Origin of the sequence: Gordonia sp. McavH-238-E (assembly GCF_022348225.1) — a bacterium.
Taxonomy (GTDB): domain Bacteria; phylum Actinomycetota; class Actinomycetes; order Mycobacteriales; family Mycobacteriaceae; genus Gordonia; species Gordonia terrae.
Genome location: NZ_JAKRFE010000006.1, coordinates 1 through 21,350, shown reverse-complemented (window position 1 = coordinate 21,350; position 21,350 = coordinate 1). Strand labels below are relative to the sequence as shown.

Annotated in this window: 21 protein-coding genes and 1 tRNA gene; 15 read left to right on the top strand and 7 right to left on the bottom strand. The window is 64.3% G+C overall.

Annotated features, from left to right (window positions below; genetic code table 11):
- The first annotated feature begins 173 nt into the window (after window positions 1–173).
- A tRNA-Gly gene (locus MHN80_RS09960) sits at window positions 174–247 on the top strand.
- 148 nt (window positions 248–395) lie between these two features.
- Window positions 396–1,742, top strand: coding sequence for a hypothetical protein (locus MHN80_RS09955; RefSeq protein WP_239401263.1), 1,347 nt, complete (start codon window positions 396–398; stop codon window positions 1,740–1,742).
- Here MHN80_RS09955 and MHN80_RS09950 read toward each other — a convergent pair.
- Together MHN80_RS09950 and MHN80_RS09945 are read right to left on the bottom strand one after the other, a co-directional pair.
- Complete coding sequence (locus MHN80_RS09950; RefSeq protein ID WP_239401261.1) at window positions 1,739–2,167, bottom strand: tyrosine-type recombinase/integrase; 429 nt, start codon at window positions 2,165–2,167, stop codon at window positions 1,739–1,741. The genes MHN80_RS09955 and MHN80_RS09950 overlap by 4 nt on opposite strands.
- A 22-nt stretch (window positions 2,168–2,189) precedes the next feature.
- Window positions 2,190–2,390 carry a hypothetical protein gene (locus MHN80_RS09945; RefSeq protein WP_239401259.1) on the bottom strand — a complete coding sequence of 67 codons (201 nt, stop codon included), beginning with the start codon at window positions 2,388–2,390 and terminating at the stop codon, window positions 2,190–2,192.
- 372 nt (window positions 2,391–2,762) lie between these two features.
- Here MHN80_RS09945 and MHN80_RS09940 point away from each other — a divergent pair, with 372 nt between their 5' ends.
- From MHN80_RS09940 to MHN80_RS09930, 3 genes are all read left to right on the top strand, one after another.
- Window positions 2,763–3,863, top strand: a complete 1,101-nt coding sequence (locus tag MHN80_RS09940) for a beta-mannosidase (RefSeq protein ID WP_239401257.1) — start codon at window positions 2,763–2,765, stop codon at window positions 3,861–3,863.
- Between the two features lie 65 nt (window positions 3,864–3,928).
- Window positions 3,929–5,437: an amino acid permease gene (locus MHN80_RS09935; RefSeq protein WP_064570314.1), complete on the top strand. Its 1,509-nt coding sequence runs from the start codon at window positions 3,929–3,931 to the stop codon at window positions 5,435–5,437.
- A gap of 85 nt (window positions 5,438–5,522) precedes the next feature.
- Window positions 5,523–6,011 carry a GyrI-like domain-containing protein gene (locus MHN80_RS09930; RefSeq protein WP_239401255.1) on the top strand — a complete coding sequence of 163 codons (489 nt, stop codon included), beginning with the start codon at window positions 5,523–5,525 and terminating at the stop codon, window positions 6,009–6,011.
- A 21-nt stretch (window positions 6,012–6,032) separates the two neighbouring features.
- On the opposite strand, the gene MHN80_RS09925 is transcribed toward MHN80_RS09930, so the two are convergent.
- Window positions 6,033–6,503 (bottom strand): hypothetical protein, encoded by a 471-nt coding sequence (locus MHN80_RS09925; RefSeq protein ID WP_064570312.1) that lies wholly within the window; start codon window positions 6,501–6,503, stop codon window positions 6,033–6,035.
- A 163-nt stretch (window positions 6,504–6,666) separates the two neighbouring features.
- Between MHN80_RS09925 and MHN80_RS09920 the strand changes: the two genes are divergently transcribed.
- Window positions 6,667–7,083, top strand: coding sequence for a TIGR03668 family PPOX class F420-dependent oxidoreductase (locus MHN80_RS09920; protein WP_004022449.1), 417 nt, complete (start codon window positions 6,667–6,669; stop codon window positions 7,081–7,083).
- Window positions 7,084–7,691: 608 nt separating this feature from the next.
- Here the strand turns inward: MHN80_RS09920 and MHN80_RS09915 are convergent.
- Together MHN80_RS09915 and MHN80_RS09910 are read right to left on the bottom strand one after the other, a co-directional pair.
- Window positions 7,692–8,384 carry a hypothetical protein gene (locus tag MHN80_RS09915; protein ID WP_239401253.1) on the bottom strand — a complete coding sequence of 231 codons (693 nt, stop codon included), beginning with the start codon at window positions 8,382–8,384 and terminating at the stop codon, window positions 7,692–7,694.
- Window positions 8,384–9,982, bottom strand: a complete 1,599-nt coding sequence (locus MHN80_RS09910) for an RNA-directed DNA polymerase (RefSeq protein ID WP_239401251.1) — start codon at window positions 9,980–9,982, stop codon at window positions 8,384–8,386. The genes MHN80_RS09915 and MHN80_RS09910 overlap by 1 nt, the downstream gene beginning before the upstream one ends.
- 397 nt (window positions 9,983–10,379) lie before the next feature.
- On the opposite strand from MHN80_RS09910, the gene MHN80_RS09905 reads away from it, so the two are divergent.
- A complete protein-coding gene (locus tag MHN80_RS09905) occupies window positions 10,380–11,039 on the top strand; it encodes an NADPH-dependent F420 reductase (RefSeq protein ID WP_239401249.1) in 660 nt (219 codons plus the stop codon).
- Between the two features lie 39 nt (window positions 11,040–11,078).
- On the opposite strand, the gene MHN80_RS09900 is transcribed toward MHN80_RS09905, so the two are convergent.
- Complete coding sequence (locus tag MHN80_RS09900; protein WP_374206332.1) at window positions 11,079–11,846, bottom strand: LysR family transcriptional regulator substrate-binding protein; 768 nt, start codon at window positions 11,844–11,846, stop codon at window positions 11,079–11,081.
- 41 nt (window positions 11,847–11,887) lie between these two features.
- Between MHN80_RS09900 and MHN80_RS09895 the strand changes: the two genes are divergently transcribed.
- Window positions 11,888–12,277, top strand: coding sequence for a DUF5997 family protein (locus MHN80_RS09895; RefSeq protein ID WP_101821253.1), 390 nt, complete (start codon window positions 11,888–11,890; stop codon window positions 12,275–12,277).
- Between the two features lie 86 nt (window positions 12,278–12,363).
- The gene (locus MHN80_RS09890; protein WP_239401245.1) at window positions 12,364–12,792 is read left to right on the top strand and encodes a hypothetical protein; all 429 of its coding nucleotides are present in this window, start codon (window positions 12,364–12,366) and stop codon (window positions 12,790–12,792) included.
- Window positions 12,793–12,802: 10 nt separating this feature from the next.
- Here the strand turns inward: MHN80_RS09890 and MHN80_RS09885 are convergent, their stop codons facing one another.
- Window positions 12,803–13,396 carry a TetR/AcrR family transcriptional regulator gene (locus tag MHN80_RS09885; RefSeq protein ID WP_239401243.1) on the bottom strand — a complete coding sequence of 198 codons (594 nt, stop codon included), beginning with the start codon at window positions 13,394–13,396 and terminating at the stop codon, window positions 12,803–12,805.
- A 78-nt stretch (window positions 13,397–13,474) separates the two neighbouring features.
- Between MHN80_RS09885 and MHN80_RS09880 the strand changes: the two genes are divergently transcribed.
- The 6 genes from MHN80_RS09880 (at window position 13,475) to MHN80_RS09855 (ending at window position 21,272) form a co-directional block, all read left to right on the top strand.
- Window positions 13,475–14,650, top strand: coding sequence for a DUF418 domain-containing protein (locus MHN80_RS09880; protein WP_239401241.1), 1,176 nt, complete (start codon window positions 13,475–13,477; stop codon window positions 14,648–14,650).
- 99 nt (window positions 14,651–14,749) lie between these two features.
- A complete protein-coding gene (locus MHN80_RS09875) occupies window positions 14,750–15,286 on the top strand; it encodes a hypothetical protein (RefSeq protein WP_239401239.1) in 537 nt (178 codons plus the stop codon).
- A gap of 174 nt (window positions 15,287–15,460) precedes the next feature.
- The gene (locus tag MHN80_RS09870; protein WP_239401237.1) at window positions 15,461–17,665 is read left to right on the top strand and encodes an MMPL family transporter; all 2,205 of its coding nucleotides are present in this window, start codon (window positions 15,461–15,463) and stop codon (window positions 17,663–17,665) included.
- A 37-nt stretch (window positions 17,666–17,702) separates the two neighbouring features.
- Window positions 17,703–18,389 carry a TetR family transcriptional regulator gene (locus MHN80_RS09865; protein ID WP_239401235.1) on the top strand — a complete coding sequence of 229 codons (687 nt, stop codon included), beginning with the start codon at window positions 17,703–17,705 and terminating at the stop codon, window positions 18,387–18,389.
- Between the two features lie 106 nt (window positions 18,390–18,495).
- On the top strand, window positions 18,496–19,680 hold the full coding sequence (locus tag MHN80_RS09860) for a phosphatase PAP2 family protein (protein WP_239401753.1): 1,185 nt from the start codon (window positions 18,496–18,498) through the stop codon (window positions 19,678–19,680).
- 317 nt (window positions 19,681–19,997) lie between these two features.
- Window positions 19,998–21,272, top strand: a complete 1,275-nt coding sequence (locus MHN80_RS09855) for an ABC transporter substrate-binding protein (protein ID WP_172622070.1) — start codon at window positions 19,998–20,000, stop codon at window positions 21,270–21,272.
- Window positions 21,273–21,350 lie beyond the last annotated feature (78 nt).

Genomic DNA, 21,350 nt, shown 5'->3' with positions numbered 1-21,350 from the left:
TATGTGAGTAGTGCTGTGTCGCAACCGAAGCGGGTCCGGTGACTCCGTCTCATCGCCGGCCAGATGCAGCACTTCGTAGCGCCCAGCGCGACGATCCGCGACATCTGCGCGTCCCGACGACCGTCCCGGCCACCGGTTTGCTAGGCTGTCGATCGCGAGTCCAGCACTCGCACGCCGATGTAGTTCAATGGCAGAACATCAGCTTCCCAAGCTGAATACGCGGGTTCGATTCCCGTCATCGGCTCCATATCACCGCAGGTAGACCGGAGTTTCGCAACTTCCGCAACCCGGCACGGCGAGCCGCATGCCACACCTTTGCTACCCGCCGAGCGCCACCGCGCCACACCTCAGCTGGGCGCGCCTACATGTCTACCTGTTGAGATAATCTCCGTAGCATGGCCACAACCGACGACCACCCGGATTTCGAGATGGTTGAAGTCTTTCTGCTTGATCAGGTGTTTTCAACTGGCAAGACCCCTGAAGCCACCTACACACCGCGGATTGGCAACGACCCAGATGGCACCACCTTCGACGAGAAGTTCAGGGACAAGACTCTGCGGAGGACTGGTGGAGTGATGCTCTACGGCGTCAGCAAGTCGGGAAAGACCTCGCTGGTGGAGCGCGTACTTCCGGAGGGCGATGCGTGCTGGATTCAAGGTACTCGCATAACAAGCATCGACGACTTCTGGTCCACCCTTGCCCACCAACTTCAATTGAACGATAGATTCACTACTGAAGAGTCCGAGGACGAGAGCAAATCTGACACCGCGAAGGGCGAAGCCGGATTCCGCCCTGTCGCGATGGGATCGTTGTCATCCGAAGACAAGTCGTCGTCCGGATCGCGACGGACATGGTCGTACTCGACGGTCGTATCACAGCACGTGGAGGACCACTTAACCGCGAATCCTGTTCCTATTATCGTCGATGACTTTCACCATATCGACGCTCCAGTTCGCGAAGACATTGCGAAGGCGATAAAGCCACTCCTCAGGAAGACGTTCGTCGCCCTGATCGCCATTCCGTCCCACTCGTTTGACCCAGCGAAGGCCGCGTCCGATATTGGCGGAAGAATGGTCAAGTTCCGCGTTCCTGAATGGACAATGGGCGAACTGGTATCCATTGCCAACAGGGGCTTCGAGAAATTGCGACTAATCGACGAGAACGATCACGTCGCAACTGCGCTAGCCAAGAACTCCTTCGGGTCGCCCCATGTAATGCAGGAGCTGTGTTATACCCTTCTGAGTAAGAACAAGATACGAGAGTCCCCTCGCGAGCCGATACAACTCGATATCCCAGGGAACCTGGCCACCGTCGTGCGTGATGCCGCTACGGAGTCCGAGCCATTCGCATTCCAGGATATTCTTTCAGGTCGAAATACAAAAGGCGAGGCCAGGAAGCCTATCTCCCTAGTAGAGGGAGGCCATACCGATAGCTACGGCATCACATTGATGGCTATTCGCGAGTTAATTCCGCCCCTGAATCTGCGATTCAAGACCATTCGTGAGAAAGTAAGCGAACTGGCGGATCAAACCGTCGCTAAAGAGCGGATTGTGACCGCGCTCAGAGGAATGTCTGCGGTAGCTGATGACAAGAAGGGGAACGCCGATCCCATATTCAGCTACCGAGATGAAGTCGCTTATATAGAGGATCCCATGCTTGCCTTCTACCTTAAATTCGGCGATTGGCAACCCGATGCGATGAAGGCGCTAACCGACGATGGCGACGAGAGCACGCTCTTCTAGGTGCGCAGCCTCACCACGTTCTCGCCGCCGGTCGTGGACATGCTCAGCGCGGCCAGGGCCGACATGGCATCGATGTGGTCGTCCTCAAACAGGTGCGCATACACGCTGAGCGTGGTGGTGACCTTGGCGTGCCCCATGAACCGGGCGATCTCCAGAAGCGGGATGCCCGCCGCGACGCACAGGCTGGCGTAGGTGTGACGCAACGCGTGAAACTTGAGCGCGGTGGGCACAATCCCGGCGCGCAGCACCGCCGGACGGAACACCGCCTTGTAGAAGTTCTGGTGCCGTACGGGGCAGGTCCAGTCCAGGTCTAGGCGCTCCTCTGCCTCGTCCATGGTGAGTGCTGCCAGAGCGTCGGCATGTCGGGTGGCCTTGGCCTGAGCGGTCTCGGGTTCGTCGGCGGCACGACCAGAGTGCCGAGGCATCCCCACACCAATGCGTCCAGGGTCAACCTCCGAGCGCGTAGATGAGCCACGCAATGATCCCGACGACAACGCCGGTCGCCAGGTTCGCGGCCAGCACGGCGAAGAACACGCCCCACGCGGTAAGTCCGTTTTCAACCGTCACGATCCCCGCCGCGCGCTTGTAGTCCAGGCCCGCTAGTTCGGCGTTGATCATCTCTTCGGTAATTTCGGGCTTCTTTCCCATGGACAGATTCTAGGTCTCAGTGCGCCGCTGACGGGGACGACTCCGACCCTGAGCGTTGATTCGGTCGGCGGGCGCACAGGGGCACCCTGGCGATAGGCGCGCAGGATGAACACGAGCGCCCTCAGATAGCAGGTAACGCCCAGCCCTACTGGCGCAGCAGTCGTTATCTCTGCACGTTGACTCCGGTTTTCGAGTTGCCGCCGTCGTCACCTGGCGTGTCCGGAGTATCTTTCCCAAGCTGAATACGCGGGTTCGATTCCCGTCATCGGCTCCATCATTCTCGGACGCGATCCACAACCGAGCGGCCGCGTGCAATCATCAGACGAACCGGGCCGGCGCCACTGTCGGTCCTCGTCATCCCAGGACGCACACATGCATCTGCCCGCGGTGAGAATCCCGATTCTGGTGCTGTGCATCGGCCTGCTCTTGAGCTGGATCATGCCTCCGCCCGCACAGGCGGCTCCCAACCGGGTGAAGGCCACGCCGGCCGGGCTGACTCTCGACGGACGCCAGTGGTGGCCATCCGGGTTCGACGCGTACCAGCTGGCCACCGACTGGTCGGTGAACGCCGGGTGCGGAGCGATGGTGGATCTCGACGACTATTTCGCTGCCCTACCCCCGCATTCGCTCACCCGCTTCAATCTGTTCGCTCGACTGGCGGTGAACAAGTACACCCAGCAGTTGGATTTCGGGCCGATGGACGCCGTCTTCGACGCCGCGGCGCGGCACGACCAGATGGTCCTGCCGGTCCTGGCCGCCGCCGACGGCGCCTGCGAGAGCGGAGTTTTCAAGGAACGCGACTGGTACCGATCGGGCTGGCGAACGGCCGCCGGAGCGGGCGGACTCACGTTCGAGGAATGGGCGCGGACGGCAGTGAGACGCTGGAAGGCCAGCCCGGCGCTGGCCGGATGGGAGCTGGTGGGTGAACCCGAGCCGTCCGTCTGTGGCGATCAGACGTGTGCCTGGCAACAGCGGTCGTGCCCGGTCGACGCCGCGCGCGTACTGCGGTCCTTTTTCGGCAGTGCAGGTGCCATGGTCACCCGACTGCACGGCGGGGCGGTGATCTGGTCCGGCTTCACCGGCGGTGGCCAGTGCGGCACCGCCGGACCCGACTATCAGTACGTCGCGGGCTCCCCGTATCTGGATGTCCTGGACTACCACGACTACGGTGCGGACGGAGTCGCGCTCCCCGGGGATCAGTGGAACGGGCTGGCCGAACGTCTACGACAGGCGCGCGCAGTCGGAAAACCTCTCGCCGTGAACGAGATCGGCCAATTCGCCGGTTCGTGCGGTTCGAGGTCCGGCCGCGTCGACGACTTCCGGACCAAGGTCGCCGGTCAGCGGGCGGCCGGGACGGCAACCGCACTGTTCTGGGCGTTCGTCCCGGACCCGCGGGACGACCAGTGCACTTACGACATCGGTCCCGGCGACCCGGTGCACGACCTGGTCGCCGAACTGGCCCGTCTCGATTGAGGCCCGGCACCCAGGCAACTGCGCAACGCCCGGCCGACGGGCCGACCGGCCGTTAGACTCTGCCGGTGTCCAGTCCTCTGGGGATCACCCCCGACGAGTCTCTGCGCAAGGGACTTCAGAGTCGCCACATCAGCATGCTCGCGCTCGGCGGCGCCATCGGCACCGGCTTGTTCGTCGCGTCGGGCGCCACCATCTCCGACGCGGGTCCGGGTGGCGCCATCCTGGCGTATCTGCTGATGGGCTGCATGGTCTTCTTCCTCATGCAGAGCCTCGGCGAGATGTCGGCATACATCCCGTGCAGCAACCCATTCGAGGAGTACGGCAAACGCTTCGTGAGCAAGTCCTTCGGTTTCGCCGCCGGGTGGAACTACTGGCTCAACTGGTCGGTCACCCTGGCCGCCGAGTTGGTGGCCGCCGGGCTGATCATGAAGTACTGGGCCCCCGACGTGCCGTCGTGGATCTGGTCGATCGTGTTCCTGGCGGGTCTGCTGGCCCTGAACCTGTTCGCGGTCAAGGCGTTCGGCGAGGCCGAGTTCTGGTTCGCGGCGATCAAGGTCATCGCGGTGGTCGTCTTCCTCATCGTCGGCGTGCTGCTGATCCTCGGGGTCGTCGGCGACCGCCCGTCGCCGGGGTTCAGCAATTGGACGATCGACGACGCTCCGTTCGTGGACTTCCCGCTCGGCATGTTGTCGGTCTTCCTCATCGCCGGCTTCGCATTCCAGGGCACCGAGATGATCGCGGTCGCCGCCGGCGAGGCAGTCGAACCGAAGACCGCGATTCCGCGTGCTGTGCGCACCGTTTTCGTGCGCATCCTGCTGTTCTACATCGGCACCCTCACCATCATCGCGTTCCTGATCCCCTACACCGACCCCAATCTGCTGAATGCATCCGAGGAGAACATCGCGGTCGCCCCGTTCACCCTCGTGTTCTCCGAAGCGGGGATCGCGGTGGCGGCATCGATCATGAACGCCGTGATCCTGATCGCGATCCTGTCGGCGGGCAATGCGAGCCTGTTCGCGGCAACCCGCGCGTTGTACGGCCTGTCGGTTCAGGGCAACGCGCCGCGTGTGTTCTCGTGGGTCACGCGATCAGGTGTGCCACTCCTCGCCGTGGCCGCGACGACGGCCATCGGTGCCCTCTGCTTCCTGGCGAGTCGGGTGGGCGACGGTCGCGCCTACGTCTGGCTCGTCACCGCCTCGTCGGTGGCCGGTTTCATCACGTGGATGGGTATCGCCTGGGCCCACTATCGGTTCCGGCGGGCGTGGCACGCGCAAGGTCTGGACCTCGGCAGACTCCCCTACAAGGCCTGGCTCTATCCGGCCGGACCGATCATCGCGTTGCTCATGTGCGTTGCAGTCATCGCCGGCCAGAATCTCCCGGCGATCCGCGACGGCTCCGCGGGAAATCTCGAACTGTGGCTCACCGCCTACGGTGCGCTGTTCGTGTTCCTCGCGCTGTGGTGGGGCCACAAGGTGATCACGCGCAGCCCGAGCGTGGACCTGCTCACCGCCGATCTGTCACCCACGTCGGCTGCGTCGGCGCACCGCGACCCGGATCCGGACCTCGTCGGCTGACCCGCTCGTCGGGCACTAGCCAAGTGGGGCACCGGGTCTCGCCCAGTCAGCTCGCGCCGCCGCGAATGGGCAGTAGGCTCGGTCCATGCAGATCGTTCCCGAGATCGTCGACGTCGACCCGGTCGAACTCGCGGTGGTACGAAAGACCGTGGCCATGGACGAGATAGAGGCCTTCTACGACTCGGCGTTCCCGCTTCTGGTGTCGAGCATCGAGCAGTCGGGGCGCACGATCGCCGGACCGGCGTACGGCTTGACCTTCTCCATGCCGTCGGAGACTCCCGACGGCATCGTCATGGACATGGGGGCCGCGTTCCCCGTCGATGCGCCGTTCCCCGACACAGATCAGGTGTTCGGGATGCGGACTCCGGGCGGGCAGATAGCCCGCCATCTACACCAGGGCAGCTACGACCTGCTGCCCGAGTTGTATGCGGCGGTCTTCTCGTGGATAGACGAACAGGGCCTCACGCCTGGCGAGTTCGCGTGGGAGGTTTACGTGACCCCGCCGACTCCCGACGCCGACCCGGACAGCCTGCTCACCGAGATCGTCGTGCCATTGTCCGTCGCGCACATGTAGGCCGCCTCGAGGCCGGGCCGATCAGCCGACGAGCTCGGCGATGTGGTTCAACGAGTTACGCAGATGGTCGTCGGCGAACGGCGGGAACTCGATGTACTCGCGGATGTAGGTGGGTACGGCCGACCAGTCGTAGGTCAAGGTGAGCTCGGTGCACGACTCCCCAACCGGGGCCAGGTCGTACCGCCAGGTCCAGCCGCCGAACTCGAGCTCCCCCGAGTCGTTGCGCTGTCCTGGTTGCCACGCTATCGCCGACACCGGTTCGATCACCTCGACCCGGTTCTCCATCAGGTAGTCACCGTCCGGATGGTTCGAGTGGTACATGTTCATCCGGAAGAGCTGACCCACCTCCCGCAGCGGTGTCGTGTCGACTGCGTCCCGAACCCAGCCGGTGCCGTCGATGGCCTGGTGGGTGCGCGGGTCGGCGAGCGTCGCGAACACCTCGTCGGGTGTGGCGGAGATCGTGAGGCTGACGGCAACGCTGTCGTGAGTCATGCTGCTGACCCTTTCTGGTCGGGTTCCCGGATCGGGGCGTGGACACAGGGGTTGACCCGAACCGGCATCGACACTCATCGGTGACTCGAGCCTCATCTCTCCGCGACGTTCCGGACTTCTCCGTAGCCCGGCTCGACACCCGAACGCATGTCATCCTCGTGAGATGGACCTGCGCCTGACTCGCGAACGTTTCGCCGCCGCGCGGTCGGTCACGCTCGCCACGGTGTCGCCCTCCGACACACCGCACCTGGTCCCCGTCGTATGCGCAATCGATGACGACGTCATCTACACGTGCGTGGATCACAAGCCGAAACGCACCACCGCACTCCGTCGTCTCGCCAACATCGCGAACAATCCCGCGGTGTCGCTCTTGGCTGACCAGTACTCCGACAACTGGGATGAACTCTGGTGGGTGCGGGTCGACGGCCGGGCACACGTCGTCGACGCCGGTGAACCCGTCGGCAGTCACGGCATCGACACGCTGGCCGCGAAGTACCCGCAGTATCGACAACGACGGCCCGAGGGACCGGTGATCGTCGTGGAGTCCCTGACGTGGCACAGCTGGTCGGCGACCGCATAGTCACGGCGGCCGTAACCGCCCAGTTCGGCCGGAACACCTCGTCAACGTCGCCTGCACATCGACGGCTGGACCACCGCCGCCAGGCTGCTGACCACGGGCGAAGATGAGCGTCTCCGACTCGGGACTCTGCAGGGGCTGCGAAGAACCCGAACTTTCTACCGGTCTCCGGCGGCGTGACCATAGGGATAGGCCTGGTTCCTCTGGTGCTGACGATCCCTGTCGCGCAGACGGTGACCTGCGCTTTCATACTGCCGGTTGCGCCCAGCCGAGCGCCGTTGCCTCCGCGAGCGAATACGTCACGATCGCTTAGATGATCCGCGGGGCTTCTGGCTCGATCAGATCGGCTTCGTACTCGTCACGCTCGCCGCGTAAACGGTGTTCGCCTAAGCTCTGGGGAGCGCGTACTGAGCTCCACCCTCCGAGCGACCTGACGGCGCCCGCGTGTTAGCAGTTTGCGAACGCCTAGGGCAGCGGACTCGTAGTGCCGATATGTTTGACCGAGTGTCGGTCGCCGGCCACTACGCCCAGTCGTCGATCCCTTTGCCTCGGATCGAAAGACCCGACGACGCATTCGCAGCCGAGCCAAACGGGGAGACTTACAGCTGCCCCTAGGGCGAAACTCCTGGACTAGACCACTCGTACGCAATCTCGGGCACAGCCTCCGAACTCGGCTGGCCGCGAACAAGCATGAATAGGCTATCAACGTCAATCCGCACAACAACACCGCGAACAGGGTTGACCAGCCACAAAAACTCTAAAATCTTGGAGTTCTGCGCGTAGTACAAGACCAAATAGCAGATCATTTGTCGGTAATCCGAGGACCGGAACTGACGCTCCACCATCTTGATTTCACCAAGCACTAGGCCGGGGCGAGGCTCGACAGCGACGCGCGCGAGGAAGTCGGGTGCTCCACCCTCCAAGAATCCGCACCCTGGTAGGGAAGGCTCGACTACTAAGTCGTTGACTCCCACTATCTGTTCGATGGCTTCCAATCGAGTCCTAATGAGATCGACATCAGCATGTTCGGACTCAGAAATCGCATCGGCCATCGGTATTTGATTCCAAAGCACGGCCAGTCGCGATCGTGCAATTTCCTCCGCACCATTCATCGCCTTAGTTTTCCACGCCACAAATGCGGTCTCAGTAATAAGCGGTCGTCGCGCCGGAGACGATATTAATAGCAACGGCTCTGCGTACTGTTCCGCAGCAGCATTAGAAAGTGACACAAAGTGTGACAACCTCGGCAGTAACGAAGTCCAGTACGAACCGGCGATCTGAGAAAATCTCTCCGATGTGACCATCAGACCGGCAACTCCATTTTTCCCTCTCCCACGCGCTCGGACATCCAACCTCGCGCGATCGAGTCAAATGCGTTCAGTGCAAGCTTCTTTCGCCAGTGAGATCCCTCATCTTTCAAACCAAAGGAAGAAAGAACAAGCGAACGCTTCACCCATGGATGTTGGTTCGCGTACTGCCGACGCTGCTCAGAGATCCAATCTGCGTTCCCCCAGTTGTGCATATGTATGACAATGTCGCGTTGCAAATAAGGCGGGGAACTATCGAACATCTTCGCAGCCAAATAGTAATTCTGCTCATCGTTCTCATGCCGCAGAACTCGCATAGCATAGGCTCGATTTATTGGCAAATCCATGAAGAACGCGCCACCGTCTATCCGTCGCCGCAGCTCGCGATTGAGGGCTGCGCGACCGTCGTCGCTGATTTGCGCGCCGATATCATCTAGCACGCGCAGCACAACAGGAAGGGCAGGCGCCAGCATCTCCATACTGTCCATGATGGTCCCGACTGCAGCCTCTTTGATGTCTGCGTCTAGAAATCCGAGTGATTTAGTTAGGCGCTTAACGACTGGAATATTAACTCGACTCTTGCGCACTTCACGAGTTAACATGTCAATTATGTCAAACTTCTGCAGTGCGCCCTTCAGTCGCTCATACTCAAGTTCAGCATCGTTACTGTAAGGATCGTAACGCAGGGATAGGCGAAGTAGCTCCCTTTCATCTCTCTCCGCATCGGTGAGATCTTTAGAGTCCTCCGGAATAAAGAGTGGAGTCCTCAAGAAATCGGCGGTTCTCAGAACGCGCGTCTTCTGTTTCTGCAGCGTTAACCCCTCGTGCCTATGCAATAGCTCCGTCAGCTCGATTAATGATCGATATGCGTCTGCCTGAGAATCAGCGAACAACCGATAGTCATCGGCAAAACGCACGAACACAATGCCGCGCATCTCAAGAAGCTGATCTACCCTATTAAGGGCGAGCTCGGAGAGAGCGCGTGCCGCGGGTCCGCCAACTGGAAGCCCGTACGAAACGCTGCCAGAGTACTCCATGAGTAACCGATTAATCTTCTTCGGAAGTCCTTGCTCGATACCCCCGAGCTGCAACAGAGAGTTCTCGATTCGATGGTGATAGAGCCTTCCATAGAAGTCAGAAATATCCGTGACAACAACATGCGAGTGGGTGCGCGCAAGCTGTTCGGCCTGGGCAATAAATTGCGTCCAGGAATCACTCTCAAACAGAGATTTTCGATTAGCGTCGGGTTTAAACCTATACGAGAAAACTCGATCTTTCGCCTTGCTAATCCGCGCTGACTCAATTTCTTCGTGAATTGAAAACACGGCCCCTAGAAGGTAGGCATTCCAAATTGGGTCTAGTTGAGATACCCACCGAAAACCTTCGTAAGTAACGAGCTGCAGATCAGTAAGATTTACGGGGGGATCCTCTTGGATCTTCTTGTCGAAGTCTTTATGTACCTCGACCAGCATGTCCGCCACTTCTGACGACTTGTCGAACAGGATATGGTTCTCTGGCGCAAAAGGAAACACGTCAGTGTCTCCCCATCTCGATATGTTTTCAATCGCACTTAGAAAATCCGACTTAGATGGCATGATCCCCCAGCTTCCGGCGATATCGCCGCTAGATTCAGTTATCTACGGATAGAACTAATAGCAGCAAGAAGGTCTCACCTCAATAGCAATCCAGGACCACATCGTGCTTCCGCTCTTGCGGTGTAGCGAGCTCGCGCTCCTGGCTGACCGAGCACACCTTCAAGGCTGGTGCTCCTGTGCAGATTTGGCGCTCTCGATCGGCAGCTTATCCGTCTCTACCCGCTGAGGACCGGACTCGAGCACACCGGCGGGAGCAAACGTCAACCCCGAGCACGACCCGCCGGTCCCACGCACCCGACCGAGTCGCTCGTCACCCTTCGCCGCGCCTGGGAATGACCCGGCGCGAGCCCTCGTTGCGCGAATGGTCAACAACGTCGTCGAATAGTGAGGTGCAGTTGTGAAGATCGGGATCATCGGTGCGGGATTCATCGGCGGGACGCTCACGCGTCGTCTGACATCGCTGGGACACGAGGTGCGGGTGGCGAACTCGCGCGACCCGGAGACGCTGGCCGAACTGGCCTCCGAGACCGGTGCCACGGCGGTGTGGGCGGCCGACGCCGCGCAGGACGCCGACCTGGTGATCGTCAGCATCCCGCAGAAGAACACCCCCGACCTCGCGCCGGGCATCCTCGACGCCCGCAAGGCCGACGCGCCGGTCATCGAGACCAACAACTACTACCCGCAGCAGCGCGACGGGAAGATCGAGGCGATCGAGAACGGCACACCCGAGAGCGTCTGGGTGTCGGAACTGCTCGGCGTGCCGGTGTACAAGGTGTTCAACGGCATCTACTGGAAGCACCTGCTGAACAAGGGCGTACCGGCGGGCACAGAGGGCCGTATCGCGCTGCCGATCGCCGGCGACGACCCCGCCGGCAAGGAGATCGTGTTCCGCGTCGTCGACGAACTCGGGTTCGACCCGGTCGATGCCGGTCCGCTCGCCGAGTCGTGGCGTCAGCAGCCGGGGACTCCGGTGTACGGCAAGGACTTCGGTGTCGACGACACGATCAAGGCGCTCGCCGAGGCATCGCCCGAACGCACCGCGGAATGGCGCGCCTGACGCACCCTCGCCAAGGGGACGGCACGTCACGGCGTGAGATCACCGACGCTTCGGACGTCCCGACCCACGCCGCGCACTCTTGCCGGGGACCTTCCCGGCCGCCTCGCGTGCCGCCCTCTTCGCCGCCGCTTTCTCCTTGGCCGATCGCTTCGGCGCCTCGCCGGTGCGTCCGCGCGAGGACGTCGGCTTACGGCCACGCACGATGCCGATGAACTCGTCCGCCGATTCTGTTGTGGGAGCAGGCCACAGGAGCCCCACGGCACTCGTCGGCGCGTCGATCACCGGACGGTAGACGAGGTCCTTGCGGTGATGCAGACGCGCCAGCGACTGCGGTACGAGCAGCACACCGACGCCGGCTGCGACGAGTTCGACTGCGTCACCGGCGGTCTCGGGCCGGTGCTCCACCGCCGCACCCGGGCGGTCCGGCACCGTCAACGGCTCGTCCAGCGGCCAGAGGAACTGTTCGTCGGCGAGATCGGCCAGCGCCATCTCCTCACCCGCCGTCAGGACATGGTCTTTCGGCACGACGACGACGGTGCTCTCCTCGTACAGCTCGATGGTGTGGTGCTGCCGTGCATCGCCGTACCGGAGGGCCTCCGGCAACCGCGTGATCGCCATGTCCACACGCCCCTCCGCGACCGCCTCCGCGCAGTCCGCGACGTCGAGCGTGACGAGCTCCAGCGGCACATCGGGACGACGCTCCGCCCAGATCCCGACCCATTTGCTCGGTGTGACGCCCGGGACGTACGCCAGCCGGAACGCGGGGGCCTCGCCGGCAGCGTGAACGTCGGGTGTGGTCACATCCACAGGCTACCGCCCGATACCCTCGACGAATGAGCTCGCAGTCGATGAAGCCGGCCACCGCCGCCAAGAAACTGGACGTGTACCTGCCGGCCACCCCTGCGGAATTCCAGCAGGGCCCGATCACCCGGGCCGAACTCGCCGCCCTCCAGGCCGACCCGCCGGAGTGGCTCCGCACGCTTCGTGCCGACGGACCCCATCCGAAGAACCTCGTCGCCGCCAGGCTGGGGATCTCCAATTCGGGCCTCGTCCGCGGCGGCATCACCGAGGCCCTCACGACGGCCCAGATCGACGACCTCCTCAGCGAGATGCCGGATTGGCTGGCCGCCGAACGCGCCACCCAGATCGAAGTCCGGCGCGAGGAGCGGCGCGTCAAGTCCCTCCACGCCGACAAGCAGCGTGCTCGCGACGAGGCCGACGCCGACCCCGAGGGCTGACCGACCCTGCACAACCACTCCTGATACCGGCGAGATCTGGGTACACTACGTCCGATTCGCCGGTTTGCGGCCTGCCCGCACCTTCCGTGATCACACTGCCGTGCCCGGACCGCCCCACCCAGACGCCATCCTACGGTTCGGTCACGGCCCTCGCACCCGATGGGCACACCCTTGCCGGACCGCTCCGCGGCGGCGGGATCACCATCCCCTGGGGCATCACCACCGACGGCGACGGGAACGTCTGGGTGGCCAACTTCGCCGGCAAGCGCGTGTCGAAGTTCTGTGGCGCCGACGCCTCGACCTGCCCGCCCGGCAAGCGCACCGGTGACGCGATCTCGCCGGACGTGACCGGCTACTTCTTCGACGGCCTCACCCGCAGCACGGCGGTCATCGTCGACCCGTCGGGCAATCTCTGGGCGACGAACAACTGGAAAGAGGTTCCGCTGCAGACGAACCCCGGCGGATTACATGTCATCGCCTTCGTCGGCGCCGCGGCACCCGTGCCGCTGAGCTGACGAGCCGCGCTCAGGACTCGACGCGCAACCCCGCCAGATGGTCCCGGAGTACGCGTCGAGCCCGGTCCGGCGATTCGGTGCCGGCGAGGAGCAGGTGCATCGCCAGGCCGTCGACGAGAGCGTGCAACGCCATCGCCTGCGAGTCGAGATCGAGGTCCGCGCTGACCATCTCGTGCTCGTCGAGGACCGTCAGCACCGTGCGGCAGAGCGAGCGCAGGCCGTCGTGGGCCTCACGCGCCGCAGCCGCGAGCCCCGGATGGGCCACCGACTCGGTCACCATCGCGATGTTCACGTGCATCTCGACGCGCCGGTCGTCGTCGAGCGGCAGGACCTCCGACAACACGGCCTCGGCCCAGCGCAGCGGATTGCGGATCCGGTCGTGGCGTCGTAGTCGAACGGCGACGCGCTCGTAGATCAGCCGCATCGAGAACTCGAGCAACTCCTCTTTGTCGGCGAAGACGTGCCGGAGCGAACCCACCGAGATCCCCGCCTCGGCCGCCACCTCGCGGACCGACACTCCGGACGCACCGTCACGCAACACGATCCGCCACAGGGCCTCGGCTATCTCGGCACGTCGCCCGTCCCGGTCGATCAACTTGGGCATTGACTCATGGTAGTACACCCGTGCTACGTTGACCTGAGTTTTGATAGCACGGTTGTGTCAACAAAGAACGGAGACACGATGGCGACCCGACACGCGGCACTCGACGTCCTGCGCGGCATCGCGATCCTGGGCACCCTCGCCACCAACATCTGGATCTTCACCAACCCAGAGGGGTTGGTGGGATACATCCAGGGCGCGAATCACGCGACCGGCTCCTGGTCGATGGTCGAGGACCTCCTGCAGCAACTCGCCCAGGGAAAGTTCTTGGGCCTGCTGACGATCATGTTCGGAATCGGACTGGCCATCCAGCAGCGGTCGGCCGTTCGACGAGGCCGACCCTGGCCCGGTAGCTACTACTGGCGAGCCGCCTTGCTGTTCGTCGACGGCGTGATCAACTACTTCCTGTTCACCGAGTTCGACGTCCTCATGGGATACGCGGTCACCGGACTCATCGTCGCCTACCTGTTGTCGATGCGCCTCCGGCGCCAGTACGTCGCCATCGCGGTCGCGGCCTCGACACATGTCGCCCTGCTGGGCCTGGTGACGTGGGCCCTCCTCGCCGCCCCGGCCGGGTCGGGCGCCCGCACCGAACTGTCCCCGAATCCCTATGCGGACGGCAGTTTCGTCGACCTCATCGCCTTCCGCGCCGAGAATCTGCTGATGTTCCGTGCCGAGGTCGTCTTCATCCTGCCGATGTCGATCGCGCTGTTCCTCGTCGGCGCCGCCCTGCTACGCGCCGGCGTCCTGGAACCGCACGGCGCCCGGCTCCGGCGACGCCTGATGGCCGCCGGGCTGGGGGTCGCGCTTCCCCTCGACCTCGCCGTCGGGCTTGCCGGTGGCGACGCCGGACTCGTCGTCGGACGGTACGGGCTGGCGCCGGTCGTCGCACTGGGGCTGCTCGCCTGGGTGGCCGGGTACTACGCCGACGGTCACGCGCCCGGGCGGTTCGGCCGTGCGTTGACACCTGTCGGACGAATGGCGTTGTCCTGCTACGTTCTCCAGAACGCGATCGCGGGTGCGGTCTGTTATGGCTGGGGAGTGGGCCTCGCACAGCACCTCGACGGCACGACGCTGGTCCCGGCCACCGTCGCCCTCTACCTCGCGATCGCCGCGATGCTCATGCTGTTCTCCCGCGTCTGGCTCAGCCGATTCGAGCGAGGTCCCCTCGAATGGTTGTGGCACCGCGGCTATGACCGCATCACCGGTTCCACCGAACGGCGGGTCGCACAGCCGAGCGTCGAAGCACCGCGGTGACGGGCTCTCCCCCGCAGGTCGGAGCACCATCCGAGGTGGGTTAGGCATCCGCACCGCGGGGTACCCGACGCGCACCATCATCCGATCGAGGAGTGAGTCGTGGACACCGCCATCTGGATCATCATCGCCGTCGTCGTCGTGATCATCATCCTTGCGCTCGTGCTGTTGCTGATGCGTCAGCAGAAGGCGCGCCGCCGGGTACAGGCCGAGGAGATCAGGCAGAACGCCGCCCAGCAGGTCTCGTCGGTCCGCCATCGTGAGGCCGTTGCCGAGGAGGCCGACGCCCGGGCCCGCCAGGCCAAGGCCGAGGCGGATGCGAAAGCAGCCGAAGCCAAGCGCCTGCAAGAGCAGGCACGCCACCACCAGGGGCATGCCGCGGAGTCGCGGCAGGAGGTCGAGAGCGAGTTCGCCCGCGCGGACCGGCTCGACCCGGATGTTCGACGAAACGCCGACGGACGAAACACTGAAGGACCGAACACTGACGGACCGAACACCTACGGACGGAATTCCGACGCACGGGACGACTCGACCAGCGCAGGTCGTCACTCCGGCCAGCCGTCGAACAACCCGATCGATCCGCGCCACCGCCCCGGCGCAGACCCCCGCGGAGACCAGACCCCACCGAACGCTCGCTGACGAGTCCCTTCGACATGCGCGTGACGTGCGACCTGGCTCACGTCGACATGGAAGTGTGACCGAGCTCTTCAGAAAAGTGGTACTCAGTACCGAGTGTGAGTGGCTACCATTTTGTTGATCACTCGCCGCGCCCGTCGGGGGCCGGTTCCACGAAGACCGGAAGGTTCCCACGCCATGGCGTCGTTTCTGTTCAAGCTCGGGAGCTTCTGCTTCCGCCACAAATGGTCGGTGATCGCAGCCTGGCTGGCCGCGCTCATCGCGGTCGCCGGCCTGGTCGGCGCACTCCAGCCCAAGTTCGCGCAGGACTTCAGCCTCCCCGGCACCGACTCGGGAATTGCCACCGAACAGGTGGAGCAATACTTCCCGCAGGTCATGGCCCAGCAGGAACAGGCGTCCACGAGCATCCTCGTCGCCGCCGAGGACGGGCTGCAGAACCACACCGCGCAGCTGAACGAACTCGCCGCGGCCCTCCGCGGACTCCCCGACGTGATCGAGCCGCAGACCGTCGTCAACCCGCTGACCGTTGCGGCCGCTGATCCAGCACTGGCTGCGCAGGTCGTCGGCGACAACGGTCGCGTCGGCCTCATCCAGGTTCGCCAGGACATCCCGATCCTCGACCTGACCGTCGAGAACAAGGACGAACTGGTCTCGATCGTGGACGAGTTCTCCGTCGACGGCCTCCAGGTGGCGGCAACCGGGTCGCTGATGCAGGTCATGGAAGCCGGCGGCACGGCCGAACTGCTCGGTTTCGCCGTCGCCTTCGTCGTGATGATCGTGGCGTTCGGAGCTCTCATCGCCGCCTTCATACCTCTCGTCACCGCGATCGTCAGTGTCGGTATCACCATCCTGCTGCTCACGCTGTCGGCCGAGGCGCTGTCGATCAACGAGTCCGCCACCGCCATCGTCACGATGCTCGGCATCGCCGTCTCCATCGACTACGCCCTGTTCATCGTGTCGCGGTACCGCGCGGAACTCCTCCGCGGCGGCGCGCCGTCAGATGCCATCGGCCGAGCCGTCGGCACCGCCGGGTCGGCGGTGGTGTTCGCCGGCCTGACCGTGATCGTCGCGGTGGTGGCCCTCATGGTGATCGGCATCCCGATCATCACCCAGATGGGCGCGGGCGCCGGCGTCGCCGTGTTCATCGCGGTTCTGGCTGCTCTCACCCTCATTCCGGCCATTCTCGGTGCGTTCGGGCGGTTCGCCTTCCTACCTCGAATCCCCTGGATCAAGCACGCCGTGGAATCCGAGGACGACACCCTGGGTGTCAAGGTCGGGCGCACTGTCGTCAAGTGGCCCATCCCGTTCATCGTGATCGGCCTCCTGGCGCTCGCGGGCGCGGCCATTCCGGCCACCAAGCTGGAGCTCGGTCTGTCGCTGTCCAGCGAAGCCGAGGCACCCGCGCAGGAACTGCTGAGCCGAGGGTTCGGCGAGGGCATCAACGGCCCCTTGCTCGTCGTCGTGCACGACGAGGACGGCGCGATCAACGCCGCGGCCGAGGAAACCGTCCGGCACATCGCGACACTGGGTGATGTCGCCAACCCCGAGGGGCTCACCTGGACGGGCAATCGGGCCGGCGACACCGCGCTCATCATGGTCACCCCGGAGAGCGCGCCGTCGTCAGCCGCCACACACGACCTGATGGAGCAGATCCGCGCCTTCGCACCGACGGTCGAGAATCGTGGCGCCGAACTGCATGTCGGCGGTCAGACAGCCATCATGTCCGATCTCTCCCAGAAGCTCGACGATGCACTCATCCCGTACCTGGTCGTGGTCGTCGGTCTCGCCTTCCTGATCATGATCGGCGTCTTCCGGTCGCTCTGGGTCCCGCTCATCGGCACCCTCGGATTCGTCTTCTCGGTCCTGGCGACCTTCGGCGTCACCGTGGCGATCTTCCAGGAGGGCTGGCTGGGATTGATCACCCACACGCAGCCGATCATCTCCTTCCTGCCGATCTTCCTCATCGGTGTGGTGTTCGGGCTCGCGATGGACTATCAGGTGTTCCTGGTGACACGAATGCGTGAGGAGTTCATGCACGGCTTGTCGGCCAAGGAGGCGATCGTGGCCGGTTACCGGCACGGCGCACGAGTGGTGACCTCGGCGGCGATCATCATGATCAGCGTCTTCGCCGCATTCATGCTCTCCCCGGAGACGACCGCCAAGATGATGGGTTTCGCCTTGGCCGCAGCAGTCTTCTTCGACGCCTTCGTGATTCGCATGCTGGTCGTACCCGCGGTCATCGCACTTCTCGGTGACCGCGCATGGGGACTGCCGCGCTGGCTCGACCGTTTCGTCATCAACTTCGACATCGAAGGCGAAGCCGTCCGCCACCGCGGGCTCGAGGAACCGGACGACACCAAGACCCCGGTCCCCGCGAACTGAGCAGCTGCACAACCCTTTTGATGAAGAGTGAGCACACATGGGCGACCGCCTGACGGTGCACGCCACCTCCGACGCCCCGGGACCGATCCCGGGGCGTCGGATCGGCCTGCGCGAGAAGAACAAGATGCGCACCCGCAACGCGATCCGGCAGGCCGCGATCACGCTGATCGCCGAACAGGGATATGCGAAGACGACCGTCGAGCAGATCGCCGAGGCGGCCGGGGTGTCGCACACGACGTTCTTCCGCTATTTCCCGTCGAAGGAACAGGTGGTCATCGGTGACGAGCATCTGCACGCCGAGGCGCACGCGATCGTCGAAGCGATGCCGCCCGGGCTCAGCCACTTCGACCTCATCCGACGACTGATGACCGAACTGCACCGCCTCACCGTCGACGACCCCTGGGTGGGCAATCCCCTACGCATGCAGCTCATCCGCACCGAACCGTTGCTGCAGAAGACCTTTCAGGTCGAGGCCGAACGGATGATCTCCGACATGACGCAACTGATCGCCGACTACCTCGGGGTCGCACCCGACGACTTCCGGTTGAAGGTCTTCCTCGACGCCGTGGCCGGGGTGACCTTTCATCTCGCCACCGAACTCGACGACAACCGCGAGGTGCCACAGCTCGAGACCACCCTGCGCGCCATCGACCTGCTCGAGCAGGGGTTGCCGGTCGGGTCGACGGACCCGTCTGACCGTTCGCCCGGCGAACATTCCGACTAGGATCTGGACCGTGATCTCGGACAGCGCCGCCCGACCTGGAACGACCGGCCGTCGACTCGGCTCCGCAGCAGGGGGGAGGTCCCGCCGGTCACGGTTGGCCACGTCTCTGGTCGGTACCGCAGCGGCACTCGCGGCCGCCGTCTCGCTCGCGGCGCCGGCCCAGGCCGCGCCCGCCCGACCGACGCCGACGCCGTTCCCGGTCACCGACATCGCGCGGCTGTATGCGTCGGACATCTCGTCGTATCCGGGCGGCGTCTACCTCCAGCCCGTCGAGACCTTCACCGCGTTGCGGCGGGACCACCCCGAGGTGATGACCCGCAATCTCGAGACCGCGGTCGCGATCAACCAGTCCGCGGCCGACAATCCGGGCCTGCAGCGTCGCGCGCTCGCCGATGCCCATGACGATCCGCTCCAGACGATGTCCGACGCCTTCGGCGCCCGCCTCGGACGCCACTTCCGCGACGCCCTCGCCGCCGGCCGGCTGCCGAAGACCACAGCTCTGTTCAGCGACTACCTCGCCCGCGCGGGCGGACTCGCGAACGCGACGCTCGTCGAGAAGTACGTGTTCGGCTACGAGCGGCCGTTCATCGTGGCGCCGGAGCGGATCCGCAAGTACATGCGCGCCGGCGCGAGCGAGTACGACGCGCTGGGCAGCAATCCGTCGTTCCCCTCCGGTCACACCAGCCTGTTCTTCTGGCGGGGCACGTTGTTCGCTTCGATGCTGCCCGAGCTCGCGCCGCAGTTCCTCGCGCGCGCCTCCGAGGGCGGATTCCACCGCATCGTGCTGGGTGTGCACTACCCGCTCGACGTGATCGGTGGTGCGATGGTCGGCCAGGCCGCCGCCGCCGACCGCTGGAACGACCCCGAGTTCCGGCGGCTCCTGACCGCGTCCGCCACCGAGATCCGCAAGGAACTCGAATGGCGTTGCGGCGCAGCCCTCTCGGTGTGCATCGCGCGTGATACGCCCTATGCCACCGACGCCGAAGCCCAGGCGATCTACGCGCAACGCATGACCTACGGGTTCGGTCGCGTCGCATCGTCGACCCACCCGATGACGGTGCCGCCGCAAGCCGTCGACCTGATCGCCTCGGCGTATCCGCGGCTCACCGGCGAGCAGCGACGCCAGGTACTGGCCCAGACCTCGGCCCCCGCCGGATATCCGCTCGACGATCAGCGCCCCGGACGCTCCTCCTGGCAGCGCCTCGACCTCGTGCGGGCTTACACCGCCGACGTCAGCGTCGGCCCCGACGGCCGCGTGACCGTTCGCCAGGACCCGCCGACCCGGCGGTAACCTAATCGTTTGTCCCACTGCCCGTTGCGAACTCATCGCGACGGGCAGTGTCGTCACCATCTGATCCAGAGTGTGTCCAGTTTGCGTCAACAGCTTGACACCGAAGTAAGGATGTGGCTACTTTTCGAGTGGCCCACATCACATCCGACGTGGACTCACCGCCGTGACCTGCGCGGACGGTGCCGGAATCGCGGACCCAGATACAGCGCTGGGTCGATGAACTCATTCCTTCTAAGCCCCGCCGGGGCGATGTCGCCATGCCCCTTTCCGGGGCGGTTCCGTCGTGCCCGGAGATCATAGGGAAAGGCAGTCGAAACATGCGTTGGTCGAATTCACGCAGGAGAGCCGGACGGTTGGCGGCAGTGGCCGTCGCCGCGGCGTGCATCTTCTCGGTCGTGTCGTGCAGCAGCGACGACGGCGGATCGTCGGACGGCTCAGCCGCGGATGCCAGTGGCACCAAGGCGTCGGGCGAGACGATCAAGGTGGGGTTGTTCAACCCCACCAAGGGACCCGCCACCCAGGGTGGCGTGACCACCGGCAAGGACGCCGCCCTGGACTACATCAACAACCAGATCGGCGGCATCGGCGGCCGGCCCGTCGAGATCGTCGACTGCGGGATCGACCAGACCGCACCGGAATCGACGGTGTCGTGCGCCAACCAGTTCGTCGAGGCAGGCGTGGTCGCCGCCATCGACGGGTACAACGCCGAATCCGCCTCCGCTGTACCCATTCTCACCTCGGCCGGCATCCCACTGGTCGGTCAGATCCCGTTCAACACCTCCACCGGCGCCTCGGCGGAGAACCGCGTGTACTTCGGTCCGCCACCCGCCGCCTTCCTCGTCGGCTTCATGCAGCAGCTCAAGGCCGCGAACAAGAACTCGCTGACGCTGGCGAATGCCGACCTCCCACAGGCGCATCAGGTGTTCGACGGCTTGATGAAGCCGCTCGGCGCCCAGCTCGGCATCGACGTCAAGTCGGTCTACTACCCGCCGACCGGCCCGAACTTCACCTCGTTGGCCACCACCCTGGCCGAGGGCAATCCCGCCGCGGCAGGTCTGATGACCTCCCAGAACGACAACGTGTGCACCAAGCTCGCCCAGTCGTTGCGGTCGGTGAACTACGAGGGCACCATGTTCATGGCGGCCTGCACCGACTTCATCGACACCATGGGTGCGCAAGCCGTTGGCGCACAGACGTACTCACCGATCTGGCAACCCCCGGCCATCGACTCCGCACCGGAGCCGGCCAAGGCGAACCTCGAGATCGCCCAGAAGTTCATCGACGAGCAGGGCGGCACCGGGGGCTTCTACGCCTACGGCACGTTCGCGACCCTCGCCGACTTCGCGATCACGCTCAACAACGCCAAGGTGACCGACTACACCGGACCCAACGTGCTCGGTGCGTTGAAGGCAGTCACGGATTACCAGTCCTTCATCGGCCCGAAGCTCAACTGCGGTAAGCCGACCACGCCGAACTGCACCACCGAGATGCTGCTGTTCGACGTCGTCGCCGAGAAGAAGACCGAACCCGCCACCGGCGGTTTCATCACCCCGCTCCCGGCTGCGCTGCAACGCATCCCGGGCGCCTACTGAGACAGGTCGTGACGTGGCGGGGTGGACACCCCCCCCCCCCCCCCCCGCGCCCCGCCGGTGACCAGCACGACCTTTCCG